Source organism: Kitasatospora sp. NBC_01539, from assembly GCF_045040525.1.
Classification (GTDB): Bacteria; Actinomycetota; Actinomycetes; order Streptomycetales; family Streptomycetaceae; genus Kitasatospora.
In genome coordinates this window covers 1,683,877-1,709,842 of the sequence record NZ_CP109390.1, presented here as the reverse complement: position 1 = coordinate 1,709,842, position 25,966 = coordinate 1,683,877, and the positions used below count along the sequence as shown (strand labels likewise).

Sequence of the window (25,966 nt, the reverse complement as noted above, 5' to 3'; positions counted from 1 at the left end):
ACCGCCGGGGTACAGGCGGTCCGGGCGGTTCAGGCGCCGCCGGTTCCGTGGACGGCGGGGGCCGGCCCCGCGGCCGTCGGCCGCGCGAGGTCGGCCAGCACCTCGCGGGCCGCCCGGGCGCCGGAGGCCATCGCCCCCTGCACCGAGCCCGTGCCCCGGTGGTCGCCGCACACGTACCGGCCGGGCCCCACCCGGGTCGTCCGGCTCAGCGGGTGCGGGGCCGGCATCGCGGGCAGCGCGTAGGGGATGTGACGGTCCGCCAGGTGCTCCCAGCCCGCGGTGTCCGTGCCGTACAGCTCCGCGAGGCGGGCCCGCACCCGCGGCTCGTCGGCCGGCCCGCCGAGCACCGAGGTCGACACCAGCGCCCGCCCGTCGGCCGAGTAGCCGGGCACCACCTCGGTGAGGACGACGGTGTCGAGCACGAGGCCGTCCGTGTCGACGACCAGGGTCGGCTCGGCCAGCGGGGACGCCGGGGCCGCGTGGTAGAGCGTGGTGACCGCCCGGCCCGGCGGCACCGGCAGGCCCGGCAGCAGCCCGGCCGCGGCGGGGGCGTCCGCGGCGACGACGACGCGCGGCGCCGCGACCTCCGAGCCGTCCGCGAGCAGCACCCCCGCGTCGGTCAGCGCGGCCACCGGCGCCTCCAGCCGCACCGTGCCCGGCGGCAGCGCGGCCGCGAGCTGCTCCGGCACGGCGCCGATCCCGGCCTGCGGCAGACAGAGGGTGCCGCGCAGCATGCTCCGCCACACGAGGTGGAAGACGCGGCCCGAGGTCTCCAGGCCCTCCTCCAGGAAGACCCCGGCCAGGAACGGCCGCAGCACCGCGTCGACGGTGGCGTCGGAGAGGCCCGCCGAGGTCAGGGCGGCGTGCACCGGCACGTCGCGGCCGCGCCGCAGCAGGGCGGCGGGCGCCAGCATGTCGCGGGCGCTCAGCAGACCGAGCGCCACGGTGTCGCGCAGCGGTGCGATCCGGCCCGGCAGCAGGTCGGCGGCCTGGCCGGGCCGGCGCGTCGGGTCGGCGAAGCGGTACCGGCCGCGGGAGCCCGCGAGCACGAAGCCGGGCGTGAACGCGTGCAGGCGCAGCGCCCGCAGGTCCGCACGCCGCCGCACCTGCGGGTAGGAGGTGTTGAACACCTGGAAGCCGCGGTCCAGCCGGAAGCCCCGCACCAGGTCGGTGCGCATCCGCCCGCCGACGCCGTCCGAGGCCTCCAGGAGGCGGACGCGCAGGCCCGCCGAGGTCAGGTCCTGCGCGCAGGCGAGCCCGGCGACACCCGCGCCGACGACGACCGCGTCCACCGAGGGCTCCGTCGCCACCGGTCCTCCTCTGTCCGTACGGTTGCGCGGCGTGCCGTGCACGTCCGCGGGTCGGGTGCGCGGGAGCGGTTGGGCTCCGTGGTCCCGGTGGCTCCAGTCATAGCGCCTCGGGCCCGGGCGGCGGGGTTGCCGCGCGCAGGGCCCGGCCCGGCGGGCACCCGGTCCGCGGCGAACGCTGCGCCATCGATGCGGGCTGCCGGTGCGCGGCGGCGGAGGCAGGCTGGCGGTGGGTGAGGGCCCGTACGGAGGGGCGCCGGCGCGCAGCGTCCGCGCCCTTCCCCCGGCAGCGGAGCCGGGTTTCCGGGACGGGTCCGGAAGTGGGTCGTACGGGCCCGCGCTGCGGATGGCGCGGGCCCGTTCCCGTGCGCCGGTGCGGGCGGTCCGGTGCGGTGGGGTGAGAGGCCGGGTCGGGAGCGGTTGGACGGGGTGGCGGGGGAGCGGCGTATGGTCTGTACCCGCTGCTCGCGCGGACCGGTCCCGGTACCGGTCCGCGCACCCGCTCCCGGCGGCGGGCTTCTGGAGGAAGCCTGCCGGTTGTGTTTACTGTGTGAAGGTATGGCAATCCTTCCGGGTGGATCGGGGTCGGGGTGTCTGAGCCCGAAAAGGCCGGGCACACGAGCCGCCGACGACCCCACGGAAGGAATGGCCATGGCAGTGATGAGTGAACGGTCCACGATCGCGCCCGGACCGACCCCGGCGGGTACGGGCTCCGACCACGCCGGCGCAGCCGTCCCGGCGCCGCGCGGACCCCGCATCGAGGACCCGTCGGCGGTCGCACCGGCCGACGCCAAGGCACTCTCGGCAAGCCTCTTCGCGCGCCTCCGCACCCTGGAGGAGGGCACCGCGGAGTACTCGTACGTCCGCGGCACCCTGGTCGAGCTGAACCTCTCGCTCGTCCGCTACGTCGCCAAGCGGTTCCGGCAGAGCAGCGAACCGATGGACGACATCGTCCAGGTCGGCACCGTCGGCCTGATCAAGGCGATCGACCGGTTCGACCCGGACCGCGGCGTGGAGTTCGTGACCCTCGCGGTGCCCACCATCCTCGGCGAGATCAAGCGCTTCTTCCGTGACACCACCTGGGCCGTCCACGTGCCCCGGCGGCTCCAGGAGCTGCGCCTGGCCCTCGCCAAGGTCGGCGACGACATGGAGCAGTCGCTCGGCCGCCCCGCCACGCCCGCCGAGCTCGCCGAACGCCTCGGCCTCACCGAGGACGAGGTGCGCGAGGGCATGATCGCCCGCAACGCGCACACCGCGGGCTCGCTCGACCTCGGCGCCGAGGGCGAGGACGGCGACGGCTCCCTGCTGCAGCGCCTCGGCCGCCCCGACCCCGGCCTGGAGAAGGTCGAGAACATCGAGGCGCTCAAGCCGCTCGTCGGCTCCCTCAAGGAGCGCGACCGCGCCATCCTGCACATGCGCTTCGTCGAGGAGCTCACGCAGGCCGAGATCGGCACCCGGCTCGGCGTCTCCCAGATGCAGGTCTCGCGCCTGCTCGCCCGCATCCTCGGCACGCTGCGGGAAGGCCTGCTCGGCGCCGACGCCTGATCCCCGACGCCTGATCCCCGACGCCCGCACCCGGACCGCGTTTGCACCCGGGTGGCGTCGCACCCGCACCACCCCGGTCCCCGGACGGCCCGCGCCGTCCGGGGACCGGCGCGTTCCCGGGCGGCGCGGGAGCCGGCGGTCAGAAGATCCGCCGCAGGAACTCCTCCGGCGTGGCCGGCCAGTCCACGTGGTCCGACTCGGTGCCGGGCGGCACCGCCAGGAAGGTGGACTCCAGGAACACGCCGAGATCGGCCGCGCCCAGCCGCACCACCTCGACCCCGCCGGACGAGAACCACTCCAGCACCACGCCGTCCGGCCCGTCCGGGCGCACCCGTACGTCGCCCTCGCCGGAGTACCGCCGCCGCCCGTCGGCGAGCAGGTCCCGGCCGACCGTCCAGCGCCGTCCGTCGTCGGCCGCGCCGCCGTCCGCGACGACCAGGTGCTCCGTCAGCCGCGCGGGCCCGGGGAAGCAGAGCCCGACCGCGTACGGGTCGTCCGTGCGGTAGCGCAGCACCACCCGGACCCTGCGGGGACGCAGCTCGCCGAGCCGTGCGGTCGTGTGCCGTTCGATGGTCTCCACCATGGCTGCCGTACTCCTCCGATGGGCGTGGCGGTGCGGGTTACCCCGGCGCCTGCCCGGGCCGTCCGTGTCCATGCGGTCGGTCCTCGCGCATCCCGGGCGGCGCCCGGAAACCGCCGGACCGACGCGTTTGCATCCGCCCGCAGCGGCAAGGCGGCTGACGAGCCGGCACCGCACGGTGCACGGCTCCGCACCCGGGACACCCGGAGCAGCCCGCAGGTACCCCGGACGAACCCGAAAGGGAAAGGAGCGCCCATGTCACCCGTGGTCATCGCCCTCGTGGCCCTCCTCGCCGTCGCCGCGCTCGCCGCGGTGCCGCCCGCCCGACGCCGGCTCAGGTCGCGCCGGCTGCGGGCCCGCTTCGGACCCGAGTACGACCGGGCCGTCAGCAGTCACGGCGGCGACGTCGCCCGCGCCGAGCACGAACTCGCCGACCGGCTCGCGCTGCACCGCGGGCTGAAGCTCACCGCCCTCCCGGCGGCCGAGCGCACCGCCGCCGAGGCGGAGATCCGCAGCCTCCAGAGCCTCTTCGTCGACGACCCGATGCGGGCCGCCGCCGAGGCCGAACGGCTGCTCCACCGCGTCCTCGACCGCATCGGCTACCCGGAGAAGGGCCGGATCGAGGCCCTCTCGGTCGACCACGCCTCCGGCGTCGCCGACTACCGGGCGGCCCGCGCCGCCTCCGGGACCCCCGCCGACACCGCGGAGGGCACCGCCACGGGCACCGAGGAGCTGCGGGCCTCGCTGCTCGCCACCCGCGCACTCACCCGCGAGGTCCTGGAGCAGGGCCACCTCCCCCGTCCGGCCGCCGGCCGGACGGACTCCCCGACCGCGGACGACGCGGCGCCGGGCGCCGCCGAGGCGACCCGCCCGGCGCCGGCCGCCCCGCGCGGCCGACGTCCCGTCACCCACTGACCACCCACCCCGCGCCGACCGAAGGAGCGACATGAACGACGACCGCTCGACCTCCGAGGAGACCGACCGCACCCGGACGCAGCCCGCACCCGGCCGCTTCGCCGAGGCCGCGAACTCCCGTACCGCCGACGGACGCACCACCGACCGTGCCGACCGCCCCGACCGTGCCGACCGCGCTGCCGGGAGCTCCGAGCCGACCGGGACCGGACGCGCCGACACCACGCGCGCCGACACCACGCGCACCGACGCCGAGCGCCATGGCGCGGGCCGTGACACCACCGGCCGTGGGGCCGTGGCCGATCCCGCCCGCCGGACCGCCGACGGCGCCGGACGGGAGACCGGGCCCGACGCCGCGCACGGTACGTCCCGGGAGGCCGAGCGGGTGCCGTCGCCCCGCGGGCCGGGCGCGGACTCGCCGTCGGCGGACCAGCCCCAGGCCACGGCCGCGCTCCGCAAGCCCGCTGTCGTGCCGGCCCCCCGCAGCCCCGTCACCGCGCCCGCCGCAGCCGCCGGGGCCACCGCGGCGACCGGGTCCACCGGGTCCACCGGGTCCGGCCGCTCCGCGATCGCCGTCGGCGACCGGCAGGACGGCCGCGGCTTCGGCGGCTGGCTCGACCCGGAGCGGGTCGACGTGATGTCCGCCGAGTGGGAGGCCGTGCAGTCCGGGTTCGTCGACGATCCGGCCGGTGCGGTCGAACGGGCCGACGCCCTGGTCGCCAAGGTCGCCGACCTCGTCACCGAGGCCGTCCGGCGCCGCCGCGAGAGCCTGCACGCGGAGGAGGGCGCCCCGGTCGGCACCGGGTCCGACACCGAAGAACTGCGGCTCGCCCTGCGCGACTACCGCACCGTGCTGGACCGCCTCCTCGCGGCCTGACCCGTCCGCGTTCCACCCGGCCCGCGTCCCCGGCACCGATCGCCGGGGTGCGCGGGCCGCCGCTACGAGAGGAGAACCATGCCGCTGTGGACCGTCCTCCGCCCGGTCGTCGTGCTGGCGGCGGTGGTGCTCGCCGTCGTCCTGCTCGACCGCGTCGTGCGGCTGCTCTCGCGCCGCCGTGCCGCCGGCCCGCTGCTCGGCCTGCTGCACCCCTGCCGGGTGCCCGTGCTGCTCACCGCCGGGGCCCTGCTGCTCCTCGCGGCCGAACCCGCCTCCGGCCTGCCGCGCGCCGTGCACGGGCCGCTGCGCCACGGGCTCGTGCTGCTCGCCATCGTCGCCGGGGCGTGGTTGCTGGCCCGCGTGGTCGCCCTGCTCATCGACACCTCGACCGCCCGCTACGCCACCGAGCGCCGCGACCCCGCGCGGATACGCCGCGTGCGCACCCAGACGGGCATGGTGCGGCGGCTCGCCGAGGCGGGCATCGCCGTGCTGGCGCTGGCCGCCGCGCTGATGACCTTTCCCGCGGTGCGCTCGGTCGGGGCGAGCCTGCTCGCGTCCGCGGGCATCCTCGGCCTGGTCGTCGGCGTCGCCGCGCAGAGCACCCTCGCCAACCTCTTCGCCGGCGTGCAGCTGGCCTTCGGCGACATGGTGCGACTCGGAGACGAGGTCGTCGTCGCGGGCGACTGGGGCACCGTCGAGGAGATCACCCTGACCTACGTGGTCATCGCCACCTGGGACGAGCGGCGCATCGTCATGCCGGTCTCGTACTTCGTCGGCAAGCCGTTCGAGAACTGGTCGCGTCGCGACCCGGCGATCACCGGCACCGCCCTGCTGCACCTCGACCACCGGACGCCGATGGGCGAGCTCCGCGCGGAGTTCGAACGGGCGCTGAAGGAGTGCGCCTGGTGGGACGGCCGGGGGAGTGCGCTGCAGGTCGTGGACACCACACCGAGCACGATCGTGGTGCGGGCCCTGATGACCGCGCGGAGCGCCTCCGACGCCTTCGAACTGCGCTGCTGGGTGCGCGAGCGCCTGATCGGCCACCTCCGCGAGCACTACCCGGAGGCGCTGCCGCGGGTGTCGCTCGACCGGGTCGACGCCTGATCCGCGCCGCCTGACCCGCGCTGCTGCACCCGCGCTGTTGCACCCGCGCACGACGGCCGGGGGCCGCCGACCGTCGTGGTCGGCGGCCCCCGGCCGTCGTCGTGCGGTTCCGCCGCCCGCTCAGGGGGCGGCCGCGGGCCCGGCCGCCGCACCCGCCTCCACGAACGCCTTGAAGTCCGCGAGGCCGTCCAGGGCCCGCCGGTGCACGAAGCCGAGCACGTCGCCGACCCGGTCGACCAGGCCGTGCGGCTCGACGTAGAGCTGGAGCATCAGCCTCGTGCGGTCGTCCTCCAGCTGATGGAACGTCACCACGCCGGCCTGTCGCAGATCGCCCGCCACGGACGCCCAGGCGACCCGCTCGTCCGGTATCAGCTCGGTGATCCTGGCGTCGAACTCCCGGGTCGACCCGCCCGCGCGGACCGTCCAACGGGTCAGGTCCGGCTCCGGCCGGTCGACCTGGAGGACGCCCCGGACGAAGAGCGGGAACTCCTCGAACCGCGTCCACCGGCCGAACACCACCGGCACCGGCGCGCCGACCTCGACGGACTCCTCGACCATCGTCATCCCTCGTCACCTCCGCACCACGCCTGCGGTCACCACGCGGTGACCGTCCGTCCGTCGTCTGTCCGCGCCCGCGCCGCGCACACCTCCCCGGCCCGTACGTCCCCGCGCCGCACCTCCGCGCCGTGCCTGCGCGCGCGCCGGAAAGGCCGGGATTTCCCGCGCACCGACCGGGTGCGGCCGCGGACCGGGGGTAGACGAGCCGCGCCGGCACGCCGCGGACGGCGGGCCGTACGGAGCAACGACGGAGGACACCACCATGGGTATCGGCGGATGCATCATCCTGTTCGCGGTCGGCGCCATCCTCACCTTCGGGGTGGACTGGCACCTCTCCGGCGTCAACCTGGACGTCATCGGCGTCGTGCTGATGGCGGCCGGACTCCTCGGCGTCGTCGTCTACGCCGGGGTGCTGCGCCGCCGCCGGCTCGTCGTCGGCCGCCCGCTCGACGAGACCCTCATCGAGGAGCGCCGCACCCGCGGCCTGTGACCCGCGGCGCCCCCGCCGCTCGGCCCGGGCACCCGGAGGAAGGACCACCGATGGACACCGAGAACCGTCCCGCCGCACGGTACGACCGCACCTTCGGCTGGCAGCTGCGCGCGGCCTGCCGGGAGCGCGACTCCGCACTCTTCTTCCACCCCGCCGGTGAGCGCGGCGAGCCGCACGAGGCCCGCGACGCCGCCGCCAAGACGGTCTGCACCCGCTGTCCCGTGCGCCGCCAGTGCCTGGAGTACGCGCTCGCCGCGGGCGAGCAGTACGGCGTGTGGGGCGGCACGACCGAGGACGAGCGCCGCGCCCTGCGCTCCCGGCGCCGGCGCGCCGCACGGACGGCGCCCGCGGCCGGGGCCCCGCCGCGCCGGTCCTGACGGTGCGCCCGCAGGCCGCGGCAGGCCGCCACGGGCCGCCACGGGCCGTCGCGGCCCGCCCGCCACGGGCGGGAACGGCGGCGCATGAAGGCGGCCGGCCGGGGCAGACGGTGGCCGTCCCCGAACGGAACAGGGACCGGATGAGAGGTGGAGTGACATGACGATCGTCTGGGCACTGGTCGCCGGCCTGATCGTGGGCCTGCTCGCGAAACTGGTCCTGCCGGGCCGTCAGCCCGTACCGCTGTGGCTGACCGTGCTGATCGGCGCCGTCGGCGCGCTGCTGGGCAACGCCCTGGCCTCGTACCTCGGGGTGCGGCACACCGGTGGCATCGACTGGGTGCGCCACCTGCTGCAGGTGGGTGTGGCGGCCGTGCTGATCGCCGCGGCGACGCCGATGTACAGCGGCCGCCGGCGCTGACACCGCCGGGCCGACCGGCACCGGGCGGGACGAAGGAGAAGAAATGGACAGGAACCTGTGGAGCCACAGCCCCGGGAGCGGCCACCGCGCGGGCGCCGATCTGATCGGCTACGCCGTGGAGGCCGTCGACGGCCCGATCGGCAAGGTCGACCGGCACTCCGTCGAGGTCGACGCCTCCTACCTGGTGGTGGACACCGGGCCGTGGATCTTCGGCCGGCAGGTGCTGCTCCCGGCGGGCACCGTGCTGCGGATCGACCACGACACCCGGGTCGTCCTGGTGGACCGGTCGAAGGACGAGATCAAGGGTGCGCCGGAGTTCGTCCAGGCGGAGTCCGCCGGCGTGGAGCCGGGATACCTGCACACGCTCGCGGGGTACTACGGCTTCGGCCGGATGATCTGACGCCCCGCCGGGGCGCAGGCGGGCCTGCGGCGGGGCCACGGCTCCGTCGCCGCCCGGCCGACGCGCCGTGGCCCCCCGGAGGTTCGGGCCCGGGCGTCAACGGGTACGGTGCAGGTCGGCCGGCGGGATCGTCGGCCGACCGTGGTGGGAATACCGACGACCGGCCGGCCGGAAGGCAGCCGGGGCGTCTGCGGAGGACCTGGAGACATGAGCAGCGGTGAGCTGGGTACGGGGTCGGCGGCCGACCGCCCCGCGGGCGCGGATTCGGCGCTGCGGACGGTGACCGGTCCGGACGGGGCGCTGATCTGCGCGCTGACCGGGGACCTCGACCTGGACAGCATGGTCGAGGTGCAGGGCCCGTTGCGGGAGGTCGTGGCGTCCGCGCCGGACCTGCTGTGCGTCGACCTCTCGGGCGTGGGGTTCTGCGACTCCACCGGTCTGAACCTTCTGCTCCAGCTCCGGCTGGACGCCGAACAGGCCGGGGTGCCGCTGGTGCTGGCGGAGCCGAACCCGCAGATGAGCAGGCTCTTCGAGCTGACGGGGGCCGGTGCGGTCTTCCGGGTGTTCGAGTCGGTGGAGGAGGCATGCGCTGCCGGGTGAGGACGGCCCAGGGCCGCTCCGGACGGACGGCCCGGGGCGGGGGCCGACAGGGACGTTCCGGAATTCCAGCAGGGTGAGGACATGAGCAGCAGTTGGCAGACCGCCGAAGGGCCCTTCGTGGGGCAGCGGCGTCGATGCGTCTTCGGCTCCACCGGCCAGGTCAGGCTCGGTCGGGAGTTCACCTCCAAGGTGCTCCTCGACTGGGGGCTGTCCACCGAGGAGCTCGTGGACGAGGACGTGCGCCTGATCGTCTCCGAGCTGGTCTCCAACGCGTGCCTGCACGCCGGTGGTCCGGAGGAGCTCGTCCTGGTGCTGGCGGAGGACCGCATCCGGATCGAGGTGCTGGACGAGGGGGAGGGCTGCCCGGAACCGCGCAGCCCGCACAACTCGTCGCGGCCCGGCGGCCACGGCCTGCACATCGTCGGGCGGCTCAGCGCCGACTGGGGGGTGACCCCGCACGAGGGCGGCAAGGCGGTGTGGGCCGAGGTGGAGCTCCCCCCGCGCCTGGGCTGAGACCCACGGGGCAGGACGCCCGGAGGGCGGGACTGTCCGGCTCGTGCATGCCGGGCCGGATCCGGGGCAGGCGGCGACCGACCGCTACGGACCTCCCCGGGAGACGAACGTGATCATCGCGCAGTCCGGTGCCGCCTCCATACCCGCCCCCGTCCCCGGTGTCGTGCCGATGGTGCTGCGCTACGACTCCGACGACCCCTACGCCGTGGTGCTGGAGTTCCCCGACCCGGCGGCCGACGAACCGGGCGGCGGAGACGCCCCGGTGCGCTGGCGGGTCTCCCGCGACCTCCTGCTGGACGGCCTCGCCGGGCCCGTCGGGGCGGGCGACATCCGCCTCGCCCCGCGCGACGGCCGGTACACCGAGGTCGAGTTCCACAACCGCAACGGCTCCGCCCTCGTGCAGGTCGAGACCGCCGAGTTGCGGGCCTTCCTCGGCGCCACCGCCGACGCGGTGCGGCCCGGTGAGGAGCGGGTGGCGCTGCCCGACACGCTGGAGGACTTCCTGCGGATGACGGACGCCTGACCCGGGCGCCCCGGCCGGTGCCGGACCCCGGGGTCCGGGGCCGGGGGTCCGCCGGGGCGCTCACCAGCCGGCGGTGCCGGGGCCGCCCTTGAACGGTCCGGCGACCCACGAGGTGATCCACCCGCCGTAGAAGTCGCCCTCCTGGGCGGTCACGACCTCGCCGTCGACGGTGCAGCGGTCGACCCGCGACGGGTGGAACGCCAGGTGGTCCCTGATCCGCTCGAACCCCGGCGACGGATCCGGATAGCTCCAGGCGGCCCCGGGGCAGCGCAGCCCGTCCACGACGAGGTCCCAGTACACGGCGGTGCCCTTCCACTCGCACCAGGTGCGGCGCCGGGCCGGCACCAGCAGGCCCGGGGTCACGGCCTCCATCGGCAGGTAGTACACCGGGGGGTGGTGCGTCTCCAGCACCCGGAGCGCGTCACGGGTGGAGGCGACCCGGCGGCCGCCGTGCCCGACCGTCACCCGCCGCCCGTCCGCCTCGACCCGCGGGGGCCGCGGGTAGTCGCGGACCGACTCCACCGCGGTGCCGGGGCCGTTCGTCGCCTGCCGCATCGCCGTCTCCTCTCCCCGGTGCCGGCATGCCGCCGACCCCTCTGCGATGCATTCGGAGCGGCGGGCCGTCCGGACGGCGGCACGGGCCGGCGGATCGCCCGCCCGGACCAGTCCGGCGGCCCGGCGGCTCCGAATACGGGACGTCGGACCCGGCCGGGCCCGCCCGTCCCGGGCGCCCGCACAGCGGAGAGGAAGAACGGCATGGTCGCCGTACGGAGGATCATCACCGTGGCACGCCCGGCGGACGCGGTGGCCGCCTACCTGGCGGACTTCGCCCGCACCGAGGAGTGGGACCCGGGCACCGTCAGCTGCACCCGCACCGACGACGGCCCGGTCGGCGTCGGCGCGCGATGGCGCAACGTCTCACGGTTCCGGGGCCGGACGACCGAGCTGTCGTACCGGCTCGTGCGGCACGACCCGGGCCGGCTGGTCTTCGTCGGGGAGAACCGCACGGTCACCGCGACGGACGACATCACGGTGACCGCCGACGGCCCCGGCACGGTCGTCGACTACCGTGCCACCCTGGAGTTCAAGGGCCTCGCCCGGCTCGCGGCGCCGTTCCTGCGCGCCGAGTTCGAGCGGCTCGCCGACGGCGTGGCCGAGCGGCTGCCGGAGGTGCTCGCCGCCCGCAGCCCGCGCGGCTGACCCGGCCGACGCGCCCGGGCCCGGTGCCGGCCGACCGCTGCACGAGCGGTGCGAGCAGGCACCGCACGGCGGCCCGGGGAAGGTTCCCCCCGAAGGAGGTGCGCCATGCCGAACGGCGGACCCGGACCGGGCACGACCCTGCCCGCCGACGGGCTCTTCGGGCCCGACAGCATCTCGTGGCGGGTCCACGCGGACCCGTCGATGGCCCTCGGCGGCCTGCGGGCCCTCCTGCTGCAGGCCCTGCACCCGCTGGCGATGGCCGGGGTGGCCCAGCATTCCGCGTTCCGCGAGGACCCCTGGGGCCGCCTCCACCGCACCGCCTCCTTCATCGGCGCGGTCACCTACGGCACGGGCCCGGAGGCACAGCAGGCGGTCGACCGGGTGCGGCGGGTGCACGTCCGCGTCCGCGGCACCGAACCCGTCACCGGCCTGCCCTACCGCGCCGACGACCCCGAGCTGCTCCTCTGGGTGCACTGCAGCGAGGTCGGCTCGTTCCTCGGCACCGCCCGGCGGGCCGGCCTGGCCCTCACGGACGCGGAGGCCGCCACCTACCTCCGCGAGCAGGCCGCCGTGGCCCGCCTCGTCGGTGTGCCCGGCACCGTGCCCGTCCCGGAGACGCCGGCCGAACTCGACCGGTACACCGCCCGCGTCCGGCCCCGGCTGCTCGTGACGCCCGCCGCCCGCGAGGCCGTCCGCTTCGCGTTCCTGCCGCCCCTGCACGGCCTCGCGCTCGCCGCCACCCCCGCCTGGGCCGGCCTCGCCGGGCTCGCCCTCGCCCTGCTGCCCGGCTGGGCCCGCCGGATGTACGGGCTGCCCGGCTGGGCCCTCACCGACCGCACCGCCACCCTGGAGGCCCGCGCCCTGCGCACCGCGGCCCTGCGCCTGCCGCGCTCCTGGCGGGAGGGCCCGCACCTGGTGGCCGCCCGCGAACGGCACGGCGTCTGACCGGGCACCCTGCGGCGACCGGGTGCGGGCGCCCGGTCCGGCAGAATGTGCGGCATGCCAGAGGAACACCGCATCCGGGGCCGCCGGGCCGCCGACATCGCCGCCGACGTCGAACGCGCCGTGGCGGACGGCTCCCTGGCCCCCGGCAGCGCCCTGCCACCGCTGCGGGACCTCGCCACCGAGCTCGCCGTCAACCCCAACACCGTCGCCGCCGCCTACCGCCTGCTGCGCGACCGCGGCGTCATCGAGACCGCCGGCCGCCGCGGCAGCCGGGTGCTCCCCCGGCCCTCGCACACCCCGCGCGAGCAGCGCCACATCGAGGTGCCCGCCGGGGCGCGCGACCTCGCCGACGGCAACCCCGACCCGGCCCTGCTCCCGCCGCTGGAGGAGGCCCTCGCGTACGCCGCCGCCGAGCAGCGCCGCGACCCCGTGCTCTACGCCCGCGCCACCGTGGACGAACGGCTGCTCGCGCTGGCCCGCGCGGACTTCGAGGCCGACGGGCTGCCCGCCGGCTCCGTCGCGGTGCTCTCCGGCTCGCTCGACGCGATCGAGCGGGTGCTGCTCGCCCGGCTGCGGCCCGGCGACTCCGTCGCCGTCGAGGACCCGGGCTGGGGCAGCCTGCTCGACCTGCTCGCCGCCCTGGGCCTGCGCACCGTCGCCGTCCGGGTCGACGACGAGGGCCCGACCGTGGCCGACACCGCGCGCGCCCTGGCCGGCGGCGCCGCCGCCCTCGTCGTCACCTCCAGCGCGCAGAACCCCACCGGCGCCGCCGTCAGCGCCCGCCGCGCGGCCGAGCTGCGCGCCGTGCTCGCCGGCCACCCCGGGGTGCTGCTCGTCGAGGACGACTTCGGGCACGCCATCGCCGACGAGCCCTACCAGCTGCTGTGCGTCGACGGCGCCGGCCGCCCGGTCGTCGACTCGTGGGTGCTCGTCCGGTCCGTCACCAAACTGCTCGGCCCGGACCTGCGGCTCGCCCTCGTCACGGGCGACACCGCGACCGTCGACCGGGTGCGCGGCCGGCAGCGCCTCGGCGCCGGCTGGGTGAGCCACGTGCTGCAGCGGGCCGTCGCGCAGCTGTGGTCCGGCGGCGCGGCCTCCCGCGAGCGGGCCGCCGCGCACTACGCCCTTCGGCGGGGCGCGCTCGTCAGCGCACTCGCCGGGCTCGGCGTGCCCGCGCACGGCCGCAGCGGCTTCAACGTGTGGGTGCCCGTCCACGACGAGACCGCCGCCGTGGTCGGGCTGCTGCAGCGCGGCTGGGTCGTGACGGCGGGCGCCCGCTTCCGCATCGCCTCCGGCCCCGGCATCCGGATCACCGTCTCCCGGCTGTCCGAGGAGGAGATCCCGAGGCTGGCCCTGGACATCGCCGCCGTGCTGCGCACCGACCTGGACGCCGCCCGCGGCGGCTGACCGGCCGTCAGGCCGCGTCGGCGTCCAGCAGGTCCCGCAGCCGGGCGAGGGTCTCGCGCAGGTTCGGCTCCCCGGCGCGGGCGAGCGCCTCGTCGACGGGCAGCCAGCGCAGCCGCGCCGCAGGGTTCTCCGGCCGTGCCGCGTCCGGTACGCCGGTGGCGAGCACGAACCGCAGGTCCGCGTGCTCGTGCGCGGGCTCCCGGTCGTTCGCGGGTACCGGCAGCACGGCGACGTGCACCAGCGCCTCGGCCGGCCAGAACACCAGGTCGGGCAGCCCGGTCTCCTCCCGCGCCTCCCGCAGCGCCACCGCCGACGGATCCGTCTCGCCCGGGTCGCCGTGCCCGCCGACCTGCAGCCAGTCCCGCATCCGCTCGTGCCAGCGCAGCAGCACCCGGCGCCGCGCCCGGTCGACCACCAGGGCCGACACCGTGAGGTGCAGCGGGAGCCCGCGCGTCCACGGGTCGTCGGCCGCCAGCAGCGGCAGGATGCGGGCGAGGTCGGCCGCCTCGGTGTCCGTCCGCGGCCGGTACCCGTCGAGCAGCTGTGCCGGTGTCGTCGCCATGGCGGCAGCCTAGGCGGCGGGCCCGGTCACGTCCTCCCGTTAAAGGCGTCCAGGATCTGCTGGGCGGCGAGCGTGGCGGTGAGCGTGCCTTCGCGGACCCGGCTCTCCAGCCCGGGTGCCAGGCTCCGTACGTCGGGGTGCTCGCGGAGCGCGGAGAGCAGTTGGTCGTGGACCATGGCCCAGGTCCAGTCGACCTGTTGGGTGCGGCGGCGTGCGTCGAGGGCGCCGGTGGCGTGGAGGGTCCGCCGGTGCTGTTCCAGGCGTTCCCACAGGGTGTCGAGGCCGGTGTTGTCGCGGCCGCTGCAGGTGAGGACGGGTGGGGTCCATTCGGCGTCCGGTGGCGTCAGCAGGCGGAGGGCGCCGGTGAGTTCGCGGGCGGCGGTTTTGGCGTCGTGTTCGTGGGGGCCGTCGGCTTTGTTGACGGCGATGATGTCGGCGAGTTCGAGGATGCCTTTTTTGATGCCCTGGAGTTGGTCGCCGGTGCGGGCGAGGGTGAGGAGGAGGAAGGTGTCGACCATGTCGGCGACGGTGGTTTCGGACTGTCCGACGCCGACGGTTTCGACGAGGACGATGTCGTAGCCGGCGGCTTCCATGATGATCATGGATTCGCGGGTGGCGCGGGCGACGCCGCCGAGGGTGCCGGAGGTGGGGGAGGGGCGGACGAAGGCGTTCGGGTCGGTGGCGAGTTTCTCCATGCGGGTCTTGTCGCCGAGGATGGAGCCGCCGGTGCGGGTGGAGGTGGGGTCGACGGCGAGGACCGCGACGTGGTGGCCGCGGCCGGTGAGCATGGTGCCGAGGGCTTCGATGAAGGTGGATTTGCCGACGCCGGGGACGCCGGTGATGCCGATCCGGGTGGCCGCGCCGCTGTGCGGCAGCAGGTCGACCAGCAACTGCTGGGCGAGCGCGCGGTGGTCGGGCCGGGTGGACTCGACGAGGGTGACGGCCCGCGCGATCCAGGCGCGCGAGCCGTCGAGCACCCCCTGCCGGTACTGGTCGGGGTCGATCGTCCGGGGTGGCATGGGGTCAGCGGCTCACAACTCGTGTCCGAGGTCGGCGGCGAGGGACTTCAGCAGGCCGTACGCCGCGTCCGGGATGACGGTGCCGGGTGGGAAGACGGCGGCGGCGCCCATGTCGAGGAGGGTGGGGATGTCCTGGGGTGGGATGACGCCGCCGACGACGATGGTGATGTCCTCGCGGCCGGCTTCGGCGAGTTCGGTTTTGAGTGCGGGGACGAGGGTGAGGTGTCCGGCGGCGAGGGAGGAGACGCCGACGATGTGGACGTCGGCTTCGACGGCCTGGCGGGCGACCTCGGCGGGGGTCTGGAAGAGGGGGCCGACGTCGACGGTGAAGCCGAGGTCGGCGAAGGCGGTGGCGATGACCTTCTGGCCGCGGTCATGGCCGTCCTGGCCCATTTTGGCGACGAGGATGCGGGGGCGGCGGCCTTCGGCCTCCTCGAAGCGTTCGACGAGTTCGCGGGTGCGCTGCACGCCTTCGGAGGGTCCTGCTTCGTCGCGGTACACGCCGGAGATGGTACGGATCTGGCCGGAGTGGCGGCCGTAGACCTTCTCCAGGGCGTCGGAGATCTCGCCGACGGTGGCCTTGGCGCGGGCGGCGTCAACGGCCAGCGCCAGGAGGTTGCCGTCCAGGGAGCCGCCGCCCGCGGGACCCTCCTGGGCGGAGCGGGTGAGGGCGTGCAGGGCGTTCTGGCAGGCGGCTTCGTCGCGTTCGGCGCGCAGTCGGCGGAGTTTGTCGATCTGCTGGGTGCGGACGGAGGTGTTGTCGACGGTGAGGACGTCGATCTGTTCGTCGGTGGCGGTGCGGTATTTGTTGACGCCGATGACGGGTTGGCGGCCGGAGTCGATGCGGGCCTGGGTGCGGGCGGCGGCTTCCTCGATGCGGAGTTTGGGGATGCCGGCGTCGATGGCTTTGGCCATGCCGCCGGCGGCTTCGACTTCCTGGATGTGCTGCCAGGCGCGGGTGGCGAGGTCGTGGGTGAGTTTTTCGACGTAGGCGGAGCCGCCCCAGGGGTCGATGGAGTGGGTGGTGCCGGATTCCTGCTGGAGCATGAGCTGGGTGTTGCGGGCGATGCGGGCGGAGAAGTCGGTGGGCAGGGCGAGGGCTTCGTCGAGGGCGTTGGTGTGCAGGGACTGGGTGTGGCCCTGGGTGGCGGCCATGGCTTCGACGCAGGTGCGGGTGACGTTGTTGAAGACGTCCTGGGCGGTGAGGGACCAGCCGGAGGTCTGTGAGTGGGTGCGCAGGGACAGTGATTTGGTGTTCTTCGGGTTGAACTGCTTCACCAGCTTCGCCCAGAGGAGGCGGGCGGCGCGGAGTTTGGCGATCTCCATGAAGAAGTTCGTGCCGATGGCCCAGAAGAAGGAGAGGCGGGGGGCGAAGGCGTCGACGTCGAGGCCGGTGTCGAGGCCGGCGCGGAGGTATTCGACGCCGTCGGCGAGGGTGTAGGCGAGTTCGAGGTCGGCGGTGGCTCCGGCTTCCTGGATGTGGTAGCCGGAGATGGAGATGGAGTTGTAGCGGGGCATCTTCTGGGAGGTGTAGGCGAAGATGTCGGAGATGATCCGCATGGAGGGCTGCGGGGGGTAGATGTAGGTGTTGCGGACCATGAATTCTTTGAGGATGTCGTTCTGGATGGTCCCCGCGAGTTTCTCCGGCGGTACGCCCTGTTCTTCGGCGGCGACGATGTAGAGGGCGAGGACGGGCAGGACGGCGCCGTTCATGGTCATGGAGACGGACATCTTGTCGAGGGGGATGCCGTCGAAGAGTTGGCGCATGTCGTAGATGGAGTCGATGGCGACTCCGGCCATGCCGACGTCGCCGGTGACGCGGGGGTGGTCGCTGTCGTAGCCGCGGTGGGTGGGGAGGTCGAAGGCGACGGAGAGGCCCTTCTGGCCGGCGGCGAGGTTGCGGCGGTAGAAGGCGTTGGATTCCTCGGCGGTGGAGAAGCCGGCGTACTGGCGTACCGTCCAGGGCTGGTTGACGTACATGGTGGGGTAGGGGCCGCGGAGGTAGGGGGCGATGCCGGGGTAGGTGTCGAGGAAGTCCAGGCCGGTGAGGTCGTCGGCGGTGTAGAGGGGTTTGACGCCGATGCCTTCCGGGGTCTCCCAGACCAGGTCGTCGACGTCCTTGCCGGTTTCCTGTTGCCAGGCCTGGCGCCACTGTGTGCCGGTCACCGCCGGGGCGGTGCCGTCCGGGTCCAGCCCGATCGTGGTGAAGTCGGGGATCATCGGGCCACTCCCATCTCGTCGAGCAGCGAGGTCAGGGTCGTGACGACGTCGACGCCCACGAAGACGAACTCGTCGACCCCGGCCTGCCGGTACCCATCCTCCGCCTCGCCGGGGCGGCCGGCCAGCAGCACCTTCACGGCGCCCGCGGCCTTCAGCGCGGCGGCCACGGCCTCCGCGTGCTCGGCGTACACCGGGTCGCTGGAGCACAGGCACGCCACGGTGGCGCCGCTCGCCGCGAACGCCTCCGCCAGCGCCGCCGGGTCGGTGCCCTCCGCGCCGGCCGTCGCGATGCCGCCGGCCTGGAACAGGTTGGCGGCGAAGGTCGACCGCGCGGTGTGCGCGGACGCCGACCCGAGGGAGGCCAGGAACAGCAGCGGACGGCTGCGGTGCACGGCCAGGTGCGCATCCGAGCGGGCACGGAGCTCCTCGTACGCGTCCGCGCGCCGCACCCGTGGCAGGCCGCCGCCGGGCGCGGCCGGGGCCGGCTTGCGGACCAGCGGCTGCTCGGCGAGGTTCGGGAATTCGCTGACGCCGGTGACGGGTTCGCGGCGCTTGGCGATCGCGGTCGAGCGTGCCGCCCAGGTCGCTGCGGTCTGTTCGGCGATCAGGCCGGAGGTGAGTGCGGTCCGCTGGCCGCCGGCCGCTTCGATCTCCTGGAACCATGCCCAGGCGGCGTGCGCGAGTTCGTCGGTGAGCCGCTCGACGTACCAGGAGCCGCCGGCCGGGTCGACGACCCGGGCGAGGTGGGACTCCTCCAGCAGGATCGACTGCGTGTTGCGGGCGATCCTGCGGGCGAAGGCGTCCGGCAGGCCGACCGCCTCGTCGAAGGGCAGCACCGTCACCGCGTCCGCCCCGCCCACCCCGGCGGCCAGGCAGGCCACGGTGGTGCGGAGCATGTTCACCCACGGGTCGCGGGCGGTCATCATCACACTCGACGTCACCGCGTGCTGGCGCTGCGCGGAGGACTGCGGCGCCACCCCGGACACCTGCGCCACCCGCGCCCACAGGCGGCGCGCGGCACGGAACTTGGCGATCGTCAGGAACTGGTCCCCGGTGGCCGCGAAGCGGAACTCCAGCTGGGCGGCGGCCGTGTCGACGGGCAGTCCGGCCGCGGTCAGCGCCCGCAGGTAGGCCACGCCCGTGGCCAGGGCGCAGCCGAGTTCCTGCGCGGGTGAGGCGCCGGCTTCGTGGTAGGGCAGGGCGTCGACGGTCAGGGCGCGCAGGCCCGGGTAGGTCTGCGCGCAGCGGGCCGCGAGTGCGGTGGCGTCGGCGAGCAGTGTGTCGGTCGGGTCGTCGTCGCCGGTGCGGGCGAGCAGGCCCAGCGGGTCGGCGCCGAGCGTGCCGGAGGCGGCGTCGGCGGGCACGTCGCGGGCGGTCAGCAGTGCGAAGAGCTGCTCGGCGGCGGCCCGGAACTCCGCTCCGGCGTCGAGGGCGACGGCGGCGAGGTCGAGGTAGACGCCTTCCAGCGCGTCCGGCAGTGCCGTGAGGGGCAGCCGGCCGGAGCCGAGCGCGAGCCAGAGCGAGGTGACGCCGTTCTCCAGGTCGGCGAGGACCGCCTCGTTGGTGCGGCGCGGGTCCGGGTCGGCGTGCAGCTGGCGCACGTCCCAGCCGGAGACCGTGGCTCCCTGGGGCCGGCCGCCGCGCACGAACGGCGGGAAGCCGGGGAAGCCGGCGTCGGCCGGGGCGTCCTGGGCGGTGTACAGCGGGCGGGCGCGGAGCCCGTCCTGGAGCTGGGTGGTGAGCGCGTCCTCGGCCTGCTCGCCGGTCACGGACTGCGAACCGGATTTGCGCAGCACGCCTTCGACAAGGCGCTGCCACTGCTCACGGGTCGCATCCGGGAACTCGGCGGCCAGAGGAAGCCCTTCGGGCGGGACCGTCATGAGGAGAGGTTAAGGGCCGTTAGCATCGCCGCAGCAGAGGACGCGGGTGTGATCTCCCACTCGTTGCACTTCACGCCCTGTGAGGTGCCGCACACGGCCGCCGGGGCCCGTCGGCAGGCCCCCGTTTCGGCGGCGCCGGAAGCGGTGAGAAGAGGAGGAGTGGCACGACGGGCCGACCCCGGGCAGTGCCGCGTGACACCTGGGCCGTGCCCGCCGGCCGCCGCCTGACGGGCACTCACGCCCCTCCACCGCACGGCGGGGGTTCGACGGGCGGGCCCGTGAGCCAGCAGGGTGAGGACATGAACAGCAGCGCGCAGACGGTCGGCGGCCCCGTCACGGGCCGGCGGCGCAGGCTCCGTCTCGCCGGACCCGGCCAGGCCCGGGCCGGCCGGGAGTTCACCGCCGCGGCGCTCCGCGGCTGGGGGATCGCCGACGGCGGGGAGTTCGGGAGCGACGTCCGCCTGGTCGTCTCCGAGCTCGTCGCCAACGCCTGCCGGCACGCCGACGGCGCGACCGGCCTGCTGCTCGTGCTCACCGACCGCACCCTGCGCATCGAGGTCGCCGACGAGGGCGCCGGCCTGCCGGAGCACCGCGCCCCGCACAGCCCTGACCGGCCCGGCGGCCACGGACTGCACCTGCTCGACCGGCTCGCCGACACCTGGGGCGTCGCCCCGGCCACCGTCGGCAAGACCGTCTGGGCCGAGATCACCCGCCCCGCATCGTCCGGCTGACCCCTCCCGCCGGACGATGCCGGAACCGCCGCGTGGAAACCGCGGCACCGGGTAGCCGAGCGGCGATCCCGCGACCGCGGGCACCGCGCCCCCAGGAGGGGACCATGCCGCTCATCGGTGACGCGCCCGTCGTTCGCGAACCCGCCGCACCCGCCCCGTACGCCGCACCGGACGCCGCACAGAGGGCCGCACGGCTGCGCCGCCGGCTGGAGCGCCTCATCGGCATCGCCGCCACCGAGGGCAACGCCCTGCAGCCGCTGCGCAACGGCGACGAGATCTTCCCCGCCATGCTGGAGGCCGTGGCAGCCGCCGAGCGCACCGTCGACATGATGACCTTCGTCTACTGGCGCGGCGCGATAGCCCAGCGCTTCGCCGAGGCGCTGGCCGAGCGGGCCCGCGCCGGGGTGCGCGTGCGCCTGCTGCTCGACGGCTTCGGCGCCCGGCTCATCGAGAGCCGGCTCCTCGACCTGATGGCCGCGGCGGGCGTCGACATCGCCTGGTTCCGGCGGCCGCTCCGGCTCTCGCCGTTCAAGCAGAACCACCGCTGCCACCGCAAGGTGCTGGTCGTCGACAGCCGGCTCGCCTTCACCGGCGGCGTCGGCATCGCCGAGGAGTGGTGCGGCGACGCCCGCGACGAGCGCGAGTGGCGCGACACGCACGTGCGGGTCGAGGGCCCGGCGGTCGACGGGATCGCCGCCGCCTTCGCCCAGAACTGGGCCGAGTGCCGGGAGGTGCTCTTCGACGGGGCCGACCTCTTCGACGGCCACCGGCCGGCCGGGAAGGCCGTCGTGCAGGTCGTCCGGGGCTCCGCGTCGGTCGGCTGGCAGGACCTGCAGACGCTGCTGCGGGTCGTGCTGGAGTCCGCCGAGGAGCGGGTCCGCCTGACGACGGCGTACTTCGTGCCGGACGAGTTCTTCGCGGGGCTGCTGGCCGCCACCGCCGAGCGGGGGGTGGAGGTCGAGATCCTGCTGCCGGGCCGGCACACCGACAAGCGGGTCTGCCAGGTCGCGGGGGAGCGCTACTACGAGCAACTGCTCGCCGCCGGCGTGCGGATCCACCACTTCGAGCCGACGATGATGCACGCGAAGATCATGACCGTGGACGGCGTGGCCGCGCTGGTCGGCTCGTCCAACCTCAACCGGCGCTCGCTCCAGCACGACGAGGAGGTGGTGCTCACCGTCCTCGACGAGGACTTCACCGCCGAGCTCGACCGGGACTTCGACCACGACCTCACACGGAGCACGCCCATCGAGGAGTCGCGCTGGCGGCACCGCCGCAACCGCCAGGTGCTGCTCGAACTCCTGACGGCGCCCGTCCGCCGGTTCCTCTGACCGCCCCGCCGCTCGGGCCCGCACCCCGGCAGGTGCCGGCCCGGCGGCTCAGGCGGCGGCAGGGCCGGCCGCCGGGCGGCCCAGCCGGACCGTGGCGTGCACGATCTTGCCGGGCCGGGCGGCGCGGACGCCCCACTCCTGGGAGACGGCCTGCACGAGCGCCAGCCCGCGGCCGGACACCGCCTCGGGGTCGGGGCCGCGCAGCACCGGGCTGCCGGGGCCGCCGTCCTGCACCTCGATGCGCAGGCTGCCCCCGGCGATGCGCAAGCGCAGCCGGACGGGCGGGCCGCCGTGCCGGAGCGCGTTGGTGACGAGTTCGGACACCGCCAGTTCGGCGTCCGCGACCGCGTCCGCGACGTCCGCCCCGGCCCCGCCCGCGCCCGTACGGCCGTCGGCCCCGGCGTCCGTACCGCGCAGGGCGGCGTCGACCGTCCGGCGCACCAAGGTCCGCGCCGCGTGCGGGGCCCACGGTGTCGCCGGCACCGCCACCGCGATCCGGCAGGCTCGTTGGTTCCTGGTCATCCCCGGTCCACCCTTCCCGTCGTGTCAGGTCTCCACGGGACTCTGCTTGCCGCGTTCCGGGGCCTCACACGTGCGCCGCACCGACCGGCTGCCGCGCCGTGCCCGCGCCGGGGTCCGGCCGGGCCGCCGCGGGGCCGGGGCCGGGGCCGTCAGGGGCGCCAGCCGAGGTGGAGGATGGCCAGGTCGTCGGAGTGGCGGCCGCGGTTCAGCGAGTCGGCCCGCAGCACCAGGTGGTCGAGCAGCCGGTCGGCCGGCAGCGGGCCGGCCGTGCCGATCAGGCCGAGCAGGCCCTCGGTGCCCAGGCGTTCGCGGCCCTCGTCGACGTGACCCTCGATCAGCCCGTCGGTGAACATCATCAGCGCGCCGTCCGCGGGCAGCCCCAGCCGGGTCGCCTCCCACTTGCCGAAGCCCGGCAGCATGCCGAGGGCGATGCCGTGCGCGGCGTCGGCCGTCGCCCAGGCCGTTCCGGTCCGCAGCAGCGGCGCGTGATGGCCCGCCAGGTGCACGGTGGCCGTGGTCAGGTCGGCGGAGAGGGTCAGGGTCGTGCAGGTCGCGAAGACGTCCGGTCTGGTCCGCTCGGCGACCAGCACCTCCTCCAGGAGGGCCAGCAGCTCGGTGTCGCGGTGCCCGGCGAGGGTGAGGGCGCGCCAGGTGATGCGCAGGCACACGCCGAGGGCGGCCTCGTCGGGGCCGTGCCCGCTGACGTCGCCGATGACGGCGTGCAGGCGGCCGTCGGAGGTCTGCACGACGTCGAGGAAGTCGCCGCCGAGCAGGGCCCGTTCACGGCCGGGCAGGTAGCGGCTCGTCACCTCCACCGCGGTCGAGGTGAGCAGCGGGGCGGGCAGCAGGCCGCGCTCCAGGCGGGCGTTCTCCTCCGCGCGGATCTGGTTCTCGCGGAGTTCGGCGGTGGCCCGTTCGGCCTGCTTGCGGTGCACGGCGTAGCGCACCGCGCGCTGCAGCAGCTGGGCGTCGACGCGTCCCTTCACCAGGTAGTCCTGGGCGCCCGTGGCGACCGCCCGGGAGCCGGCGCCGGCGTCGACCAGGCCGGTCAGCACGATGACGGCGGCGCCGGGCGCCGCCTGCTGCACGGCCGCGACCCCGCCGATGCCGGAGGCGTCGGTGAGGTGGAGGTCGAGCAGCACGCAGTCCGCCCGGTGGGCGGCGAGGTGCGCCCGGGCGGCGGCCATGGTGGTGCGGTGCACCAGCGTGTAGTGGAGGTCGCTGTCGGTGAGCATCTCCTCGACGAGGAGGGCGTCGCCGGGGTCGTCCTCGACGAGGAGCACCCGGTAGTGCTCCTCCTCGGGTGCGCTGCGCTGCGGCGGGGCGGCGGCGGCCCGGCGCACCTGCACGGGCAGCGTGCGGTCGCCCGGGGTCACCGCGGCACCCCCGCCCCGGCGGCCGCCGCGTCCGTGGCGCCCTCGGGCTGCAGGTCGTCCGCCGCGTCGTCCCGTGCGGGCAGGGTGAAGAGGATCCGGGTGCCGGGGGTGTGTCCGCGGTCGATGCCGATGGTGCCGCCGTGGAACTCGACGATCTTCTTGCACATCGCCAGCCCGATGCCGTTGCCCGGGTAGGCGTCGCGGGTGTGCAGGCGCTGGAAGATGACGAACACCTTCTCCTCGAACTCCGGCGCGATGCCGATGCCGTTGTCGGACACGGCGATCTCCCAGCTGCGGCCGGTCCGGGCGACCGAGACGTGGACCTGCGGCGGGCGGTCGGGGGAGCGGAACTTCACCGCGTTGCTGACCAGGTTCTGCAGCAGGATGCCGAGCTGGGTGCGGTCGCCCTGCACCGTCGGCAGCGGGTCGTGCGTCACCACGGCGCCGGCCTCCTCCACCTGCACGCCGAGGGTGTCCTCGGTGGAGCCGAGCAGCGCCTCCAGGTCGACCGGGCTGTGGCTCTTGTGGACGCGGCCCACCCGGGAGAAGTCCAGCAGGTCGTTGATGAGGGTCTGCATGCGGTTGGCGCCGTCCACCGCGAACGCGATGTACTGCCGGGCCCGGTCGTCGAGCTGCTCGGCGTACCGGCGCTCCAGCAGCTGGCAGAAGCTCGCCACCTTGCGCAGCGGCTCCTGGAGGTCGTGCGAGGCGACGTAGGCGAACTGCTCCAGCTCGGCGTTGGACCGCTGGAGGTCCGCGGCCTGGTCGGCGAGCCGGGCGCGGGCGCGGTCGGCGGAGGCGATCTCGTCGACCAGCCGGTGCCGCATCGCCTCGACGCTGCGGGCGAGCCTGCGCAGGTCCTCCGGGCCGGTCGCGCCGATCTCGCGGTCGAAGTCGCCGCCCGCGACGGCGTCGGCGTCCTCGTTGAGCCGGCCGAGCGGGCCGGTCACCCCGCGGCGCATCGCCTCGAACACGAGGGCGGCGAGTGCCACGATCACCGCGGCGATCGAGCCGAAGACGAGGTCACGCTGGGCGCGTACGTCGTCGAGCGCCCGCCGGTCGTGCACCCGGTCCTCCTGCAGCCCCGCCTGCAGCCGTCCGGTGGCCGCGCGCACGGCGTCGAAGGACCGCTTGGCGTCCTCCGCGGTCCGCCCGTCCACCGGCACCGGGGCGCCCGGCGGCGTGGCCGCCACCGGGACGGCCACCTGCCGCTGCCACGCGGCGGCGGCGCGGTCCAGCGCGTCCAGGACCGCCGCGTCGTCGTCGCCGGCCAGGAGGCCGCGCAGGGTGCCCTCCTCCTGCCGCTGGTCGGCGAGCCCCAGGGTGTACGGCTCCAGGAACTCGGAGCGGCCGGTCAGGCTGTAGCCGCGGATGCCGGACTCCTGGTCGACGAGGGCGGTCTCCAGCCGGCCGGCGGCGATCAGCGCGGGGGAGGTGCGGTCGACGAGGCGGGTGCTCACCTCGCCGGAGTGCACGAACGTGGCCGCGCCCAGCCCGGCGAGCGACGCGAGGACGGCCAGCGCGGCCGTGACGCCCACCCGCAGCCAGCGGCGGGTCGTCCACCTCCGTGCGTTCCCGGAGGACGTGTGGGGGTGACGTGCGTCACCGATGCCGCCGGCATCCGCACCCGAGGACTGGGCCAAAGCCGTTCGCCTTCCGATCGTCGCTCGCCCCGGGCCCGGGTGCGAGAGCCCCGCCGGCCGGTCCGGCGGCGCACCACACGTTAGCGCCTCGCCCGACGGCGCTTGTCGGGCGAGACGGTGGATCAATAGAGTTGCCGTATGCCGGGTACCCGCAGCGCTCGGATTCTCACGGGTCAACCCGGAGAAAAGATCGGCGGTACCGTTCGGGTACGGCGGCGCCCCGCACGGCGCCGTCCGGGGACGGACCGTCCGGCGCCACTCCCCGCGGCCTGGCCGGCCGGTGCCCCACCGCCGTCGGGGTGGACCCCCGCGCACCGCCCGCCGACCTCGGCCCCCGAACACCGGAGCAGACACATGACCGCCGCCGTGCCTTCCGCCCCCTACCATGTGCTGCTCGTCGAGGACGACGCCGCGGACGCCATGCTCATCGAGGACGCGCTCCTCGACGGCGGCGCCGTCCGCACCATCAGCCAGGTCTCCGACGGCATCGCCGCCCTCGACCACCTCCGCTCGGCGGACGAGGCGCGGCCCGACCTGATCGTCCTCGACCTCAACATGCCGCGGATGAGCGGCACCGAGCTGCTGTCCGTGCTGAAGAACGACGACGACCTGAAGACCATCCCGGTCGTCGTCCTCACCACCTCCGCCGCACCCGACGACGTGTCGACGGCCTACCGCCGGCACGCCAACGCGTACGTCACCAAGCCGGTCAACCTCGACGACTTCACCCGCGCCGTCCGCAGCATCGAGACGTTCTACCGCGAGACGGCGGTGCGCCCCGCGGACTGACCTGCACGCGCGGCCCGCCCGCACGCACGGCCCGCGCGCGATGGGCGGTGCGCGACGGGCCGGCGCCACGGCCACCCGATCGACCGGCCGCATGTGTGGAACCCGCAGGACCGGGCAGACGCGGTGTCGACCGCGGC

The 25,966-nt window shown here is 75.4% G+C and carries 28 protein-coding genes; 17 read left to right on the top strand and 11 right to left on the bottom strand.

Going from position 1 to position 25,966, the window contains the following annotated elements; all coding sequences use genetic code 11:
* Window positions 1–29: 29 nt before the first annotated feature.
* Window positions 30–1,310 (bottom strand): FAD-dependent oxidoreductase, encoded by a 1,281-nt coding sequence (locus OG335_RS07185; RefSeq protein WP_405010177.1) that lies wholly within the window; start codon window positions 1,308–1,310, stop codon window positions 30–32.
* A gap of 648 nt (window positions 1,311–1,958) precedes the next feature.
* On the opposite strand from OG335_RS07185, the gene OG335_RS07180 reads away from it, so the two are divergent.
* Window positions 1,959–2,852, top strand: a complete 894-nt coding sequence (locus OG335_RS07180; protein WP_405010176.1) for an RNA polymerase sigma factor SigF — start codon at window positions 1,959–1,961, stop codon at window positions 2,850–2,852.
* Between the two features lie 139 nt (window positions 2,853–2,991).
* On the opposite strand, the gene OG335_RS07175 is transcribed toward OG335_RS07180, so the two are convergent.
* Entirely contained in the window at window positions 2,992–3,435 is a 444-nt protein-coding gene (locus OG335_RS07175) for an SsgA family sporulation/cell division regulator (RefSeq protein ID WP_405010175.1), read from the bottom strand.
* A gap of 252 nt (window positions 3,436–3,687) precedes the next feature.
* Between OG335_RS07175 and OG335_RS07170 the strand changes: the two genes are divergently transcribed.
* The 3 genes from OG335_RS07170 to OG335_RS07160 all read left to right on the top strand — a co-directional run bounded on the left by OG335_RS07170 (window position 3,688) and on the right by OG335_RS07160 (window position 6,325).
* On the top strand, window positions 3,688–4,347 hold the full coding sequence (locus tag OG335_RS07170) for a hypothetical protein (protein ID WP_405010174.1): 660 nt from the start codon (window positions 3,688–3,690) through the stop codon (window positions 4,345–4,347).
* Between the two features lie 31 nt (window positions 4,348–4,378).
* Window positions 4,379–5,221: a hypothetical protein gene (locus tag OG335_RS07165; RefSeq protein WP_405010173.1), complete on the top strand. Its 843-nt coding sequence runs from the start codon at window positions 4,379–4,381 to the stop codon at window positions 5,219–5,221.
* Window positions 5,222–5,299: 78 nt separating this feature from the next.
* Window positions 5,300–6,325 (top strand): mechanosensitive ion channel family protein, encoded by a 1,026-nt coding sequence (locus tag OG335_RS07160; protein ID WP_405010172.1) that lies wholly within the window; start codon window positions 5,300–5,302, stop codon window positions 6,323–6,325.
* A gap of 120 nt (window positions 6,326–6,445) precedes the next feature.
* On the opposite strand, the gene OG335_RS07155 is transcribed toward OG335_RS07160, so the two are convergent.
* Entirely contained in the window at window positions 6,446–6,889 is a 444-nt protein-coding gene (locus OG335_RS07155) for an SRPBCC family protein (RefSeq protein ID WP_405010171.1), read from the bottom strand.
* Between the two features lie 256 nt (window positions 6,890–7,145).
* Here OG335_RS07155 and OG335_RS07150 point away from each other — a divergent pair, with 256 nt between their 5' ends.
* From OG335_RS07150 to OG335_RS07120, 7 genes are all read left to right on the top strand, one after another.
* Window positions 7,146–7,373: a DUF6458 family protein gene (locus OG335_RS07150; RefSeq protein WP_405010170.1), complete on the top strand. Its 228-nt coding sequence runs from the start codon at window positions 7,146–7,148 to the stop codon at window positions 7,371–7,373.
* Window positions 7,374–7,423: 50 nt separating this feature from the next.
* Complete coding sequence (locus tag OG335_RS07145; RefSeq protein ID WP_405010169.1) at window positions 7,424–7,750, top strand: WhiB family transcriptional regulator; 327 nt, start codon at window positions 7,424–7,426, stop codon at window positions 7,748–7,750.
* Window positions 7,751–7,907: 157 nt separating this feature from the next.
* On the top strand, window positions 7,908–8,168 hold the full coding sequence (locus OG335_RS07140) for a GlsB/YeaQ/YmgE family stress response membrane protein (RefSeq protein ID WP_405010168.1): 261 nt from the start codon (window positions 7,908–7,910) through the stop codon (window positions 8,166–8,168).
* A gap of 43 nt (window positions 8,169–8,211) precedes the next feature.
* The gene (locus OG335_RS07135) at window positions 8,212–8,568 is read left to right on the top strand and encodes a PRC-barrel domain-containing protein (RefSeq protein WP_405010167.1); all 357 of its coding nucleotides are present in this window, start codon (window positions 8,212–8,214) and stop codon (window positions 8,566–8,568) included.
* Between the two features lie 207 nt (window positions 8,569–8,775).
* Complete coding sequence (locus tag OG335_RS07130; RefSeq protein ID WP_405010166.1) at window positions 8,776–9,168, top strand: STAS domain-containing protein; 393 nt, start codon at window positions 8,776–8,778, stop codon at window positions 9,166–9,168.
* 81 nt (window positions 9,169–9,249) lie between these two features.
* Window positions 9,250–9,681, top strand: coding sequence for an ATP-binding protein (locus OG335_RS07125; RefSeq protein ID WP_405010165.1), 432 nt, complete (start codon window positions 9,250–9,252; stop codon window positions 9,679–9,681).
* A gap of 109 nt (window positions 9,682–9,790) precedes the next feature.
* A complete protein-coding gene (locus tag OG335_RS07120; RefSeq protein ID WP_405010164.1) occupies window positions 9,791–10,204 on the top strand; it encodes an SsgA family sporulation/cell division regulator in 414 nt (137 codons plus the stop codon).
* Between the two features lie 60 nt (window positions 10,205–10,264).
* Here the strand turns inward: OG335_RS07120 and OG335_RS07115 are convergent, their stop codons facing one another.
* Window positions 10,265–10,759, bottom strand: a complete 495-nt coding sequence (locus OG335_RS07115) for a DUF427 domain-containing protein (RefSeq protein ID WP_405010163.1) — start codon at window positions 10,757–10,759, stop codon at window positions 10,265–10,267.
* Between the two features lie 201 nt (window positions 10,760–10,960).
* Between OG335_RS07115 and OG335_RS07110 the strand changes: the two genes are divergently transcribed.
* The 3 genes from OG335_RS07110 to OG335_RS07100 all read left to right on the top strand — a co-directional run bounded on the left by OG335_RS07110 (window position 10,961) and on the right by OG335_RS07100 (window position 13,756).
* A complete protein-coding gene (locus OG335_RS07110) occupies window positions 10,961–11,404 on the top strand; it encodes an SRPBCC family protein (RefSeq protein WP_405010162.1) in 444 nt (147 codons plus the stop codon).
* Window positions 11,405–11,509: 105 nt separating this feature from the next.
* Window positions 11,510–12,349, top strand: coding sequence for an oxygenase MpaB family protein (locus tag OG335_RS07105; protein ID WP_405010161.1), 840 nt, complete (start codon window positions 11,510–11,512; stop codon window positions 12,347–12,349).
* A 54-nt stretch (window positions 12,350–12,403) separates the two neighbouring features.
* A complete protein-coding gene (locus OG335_RS07100) occupies window positions 12,404–13,756 on the top strand; it encodes an aminotransferase class I/II-fold pyridoxal phosphate-dependent enzyme (RefSeq protein ID WP_405010160.1) in 1,353 nt (450 codons plus the stop codon).
* 7 nt (window positions 13,757–13,763) lie between these two features.
* On the opposite strand, the gene OG335_RS07095 is transcribed toward OG335_RS07100, so the two are convergent.
* The 4 genes from OG335_RS07095 to mutA are packed head-to-tail and all read right to left on the bottom strand — an operon-like array spanning window position 13,764 to window position 19,437.
* The gene (locus tag OG335_RS07095) at window positions 13,764–14,318 is read right to left on the bottom strand and encodes an NUDIX hydrolase (RefSeq protein ID WP_405010159.1); all 555 of its coding nucleotides are present in this window, start codon (window positions 14,316–14,318) and stop codon (window positions 13,764–13,766) included.
* Between the two features lie 26 nt (window positions 14,319–14,344).
* Window positions 14,345–15,337 carry a methylmalonyl Co-A mutase-associated GTPase MeaB gene (meaB, locus tag OG335_RS07090; RefSeq protein WP_405010158.1) on the bottom strand — a complete coding sequence of 331 codons (993 nt, stop codon included), beginning with the start codon at window positions 15,335–15,337 and terminating at the stop codon, window positions 14,345–14,347.
* A gap of 12 nt (window positions 15,338–15,349) precedes the next feature.
* Window positions 15,350–17,557, bottom strand: coding sequence for a methylmalonyl-CoA mutase (gene scpA / locus OG335_RS07085; protein WP_405010157.1), 2,208 nt, complete (start codon window positions 17,555–17,557; stop codon window positions 15,350–15,352).
* Complete coding sequence (mutA, locus tag OG335_RS07080) at window positions 17,554–19,437, bottom strand: methylmalonyl-CoA mutase small subunit (RefSeq protein ID WP_405010156.1); 1,884 nt, start codon at window positions 19,435–19,437, stop codon at window positions 17,554–17,556. The genes scpA and mutA overlap by 4 nt, the downstream gene beginning before the upstream one ends.
* Window positions 19,438–19,736: 299 nt before the next feature.
* Between mutA and OG335_RS07075 the strand changes: the two genes are divergently transcribed.
* Both OG335_RS07075 and OG335_RS07070 read left to right on the top strand, forming a co-directional pair.
* Window positions 19,737–20,168, top strand: coding sequence for an ATP-binding protein (locus OG335_RS07075; RefSeq protein ID WP_405010155.1), 432 nt, complete (start codon window positions 19,737–19,739; stop codon window positions 20,166–20,168).
* A 104-nt stretch (window positions 20,169–20,272) separates the two neighbouring features.
* Window positions 20,273–21,499: a phospholipase D-like domain-containing protein gene (locus OG335_RS07070; RefSeq protein WP_405010154.1), complete on the top strand. Its 1,227-nt coding sequence runs from the start codon at window positions 20,273–20,275 to the stop codon at window positions 21,497–21,499.
* Window positions 21,500–21,547: 48 nt separating this feature from the next.
* Here OG335_RS07070 and OG335_RS07065 read toward each other — a convergent pair whose 3' ends face one another.
* From OG335_RS07065 to OG335_RS07055, 3 genes are all read right to left on the bottom strand, one after another.
* The gene (locus tag OG335_RS07065; protein WP_405010153.1) at window positions 21,548–22,021 is read right to left on the bottom strand and encodes an ATP-binding protein; all 474 of its coding nucleotides are present in this window, start codon (window positions 22,019–22,021) and stop codon (window positions 21,548–21,550) included.
* A 149-nt stretch (window positions 22,022–22,170) separates the two neighbouring features.
* A complete protein-coding gene (locus OG335_RS07060; RefSeq protein ID WP_405015325.1) occupies window positions 22,171–23,364 on the bottom strand; it encodes a PP2C family protein-serine/threonine phosphatase in 1,194 nt (397 codons plus the stop codon).
* A gap of 29 nt (window positions 23,365–23,393) precedes the next feature.
* Window positions 23,394–24,935, bottom strand: coding sequence for an ATP-binding protein (locus OG335_RS07055; RefSeq protein ID WP_405010152.1), 1,542 nt, complete (start codon window positions 24,933–24,935; stop codon window positions 23,394–23,396).
* Between the two features lie 459 nt (window positions 24,936–25,394).
* Between OG335_RS07055 and OG335_RS07050 the strand changes: the two genes are divergently transcribed.
* Window positions 25,395–25,829 carry a response regulator gene (locus tag OG335_RS07050; protein ID WP_405010151.1) on the top strand — a complete coding sequence of 145 codons (435 nt, stop codon included), beginning with the start codon at window positions 25,395–25,397 and terminating at the stop codon, window positions 25,827–25,829.
* Window positions 25,830–25,966: the final 137 nt, after the last annotated feature.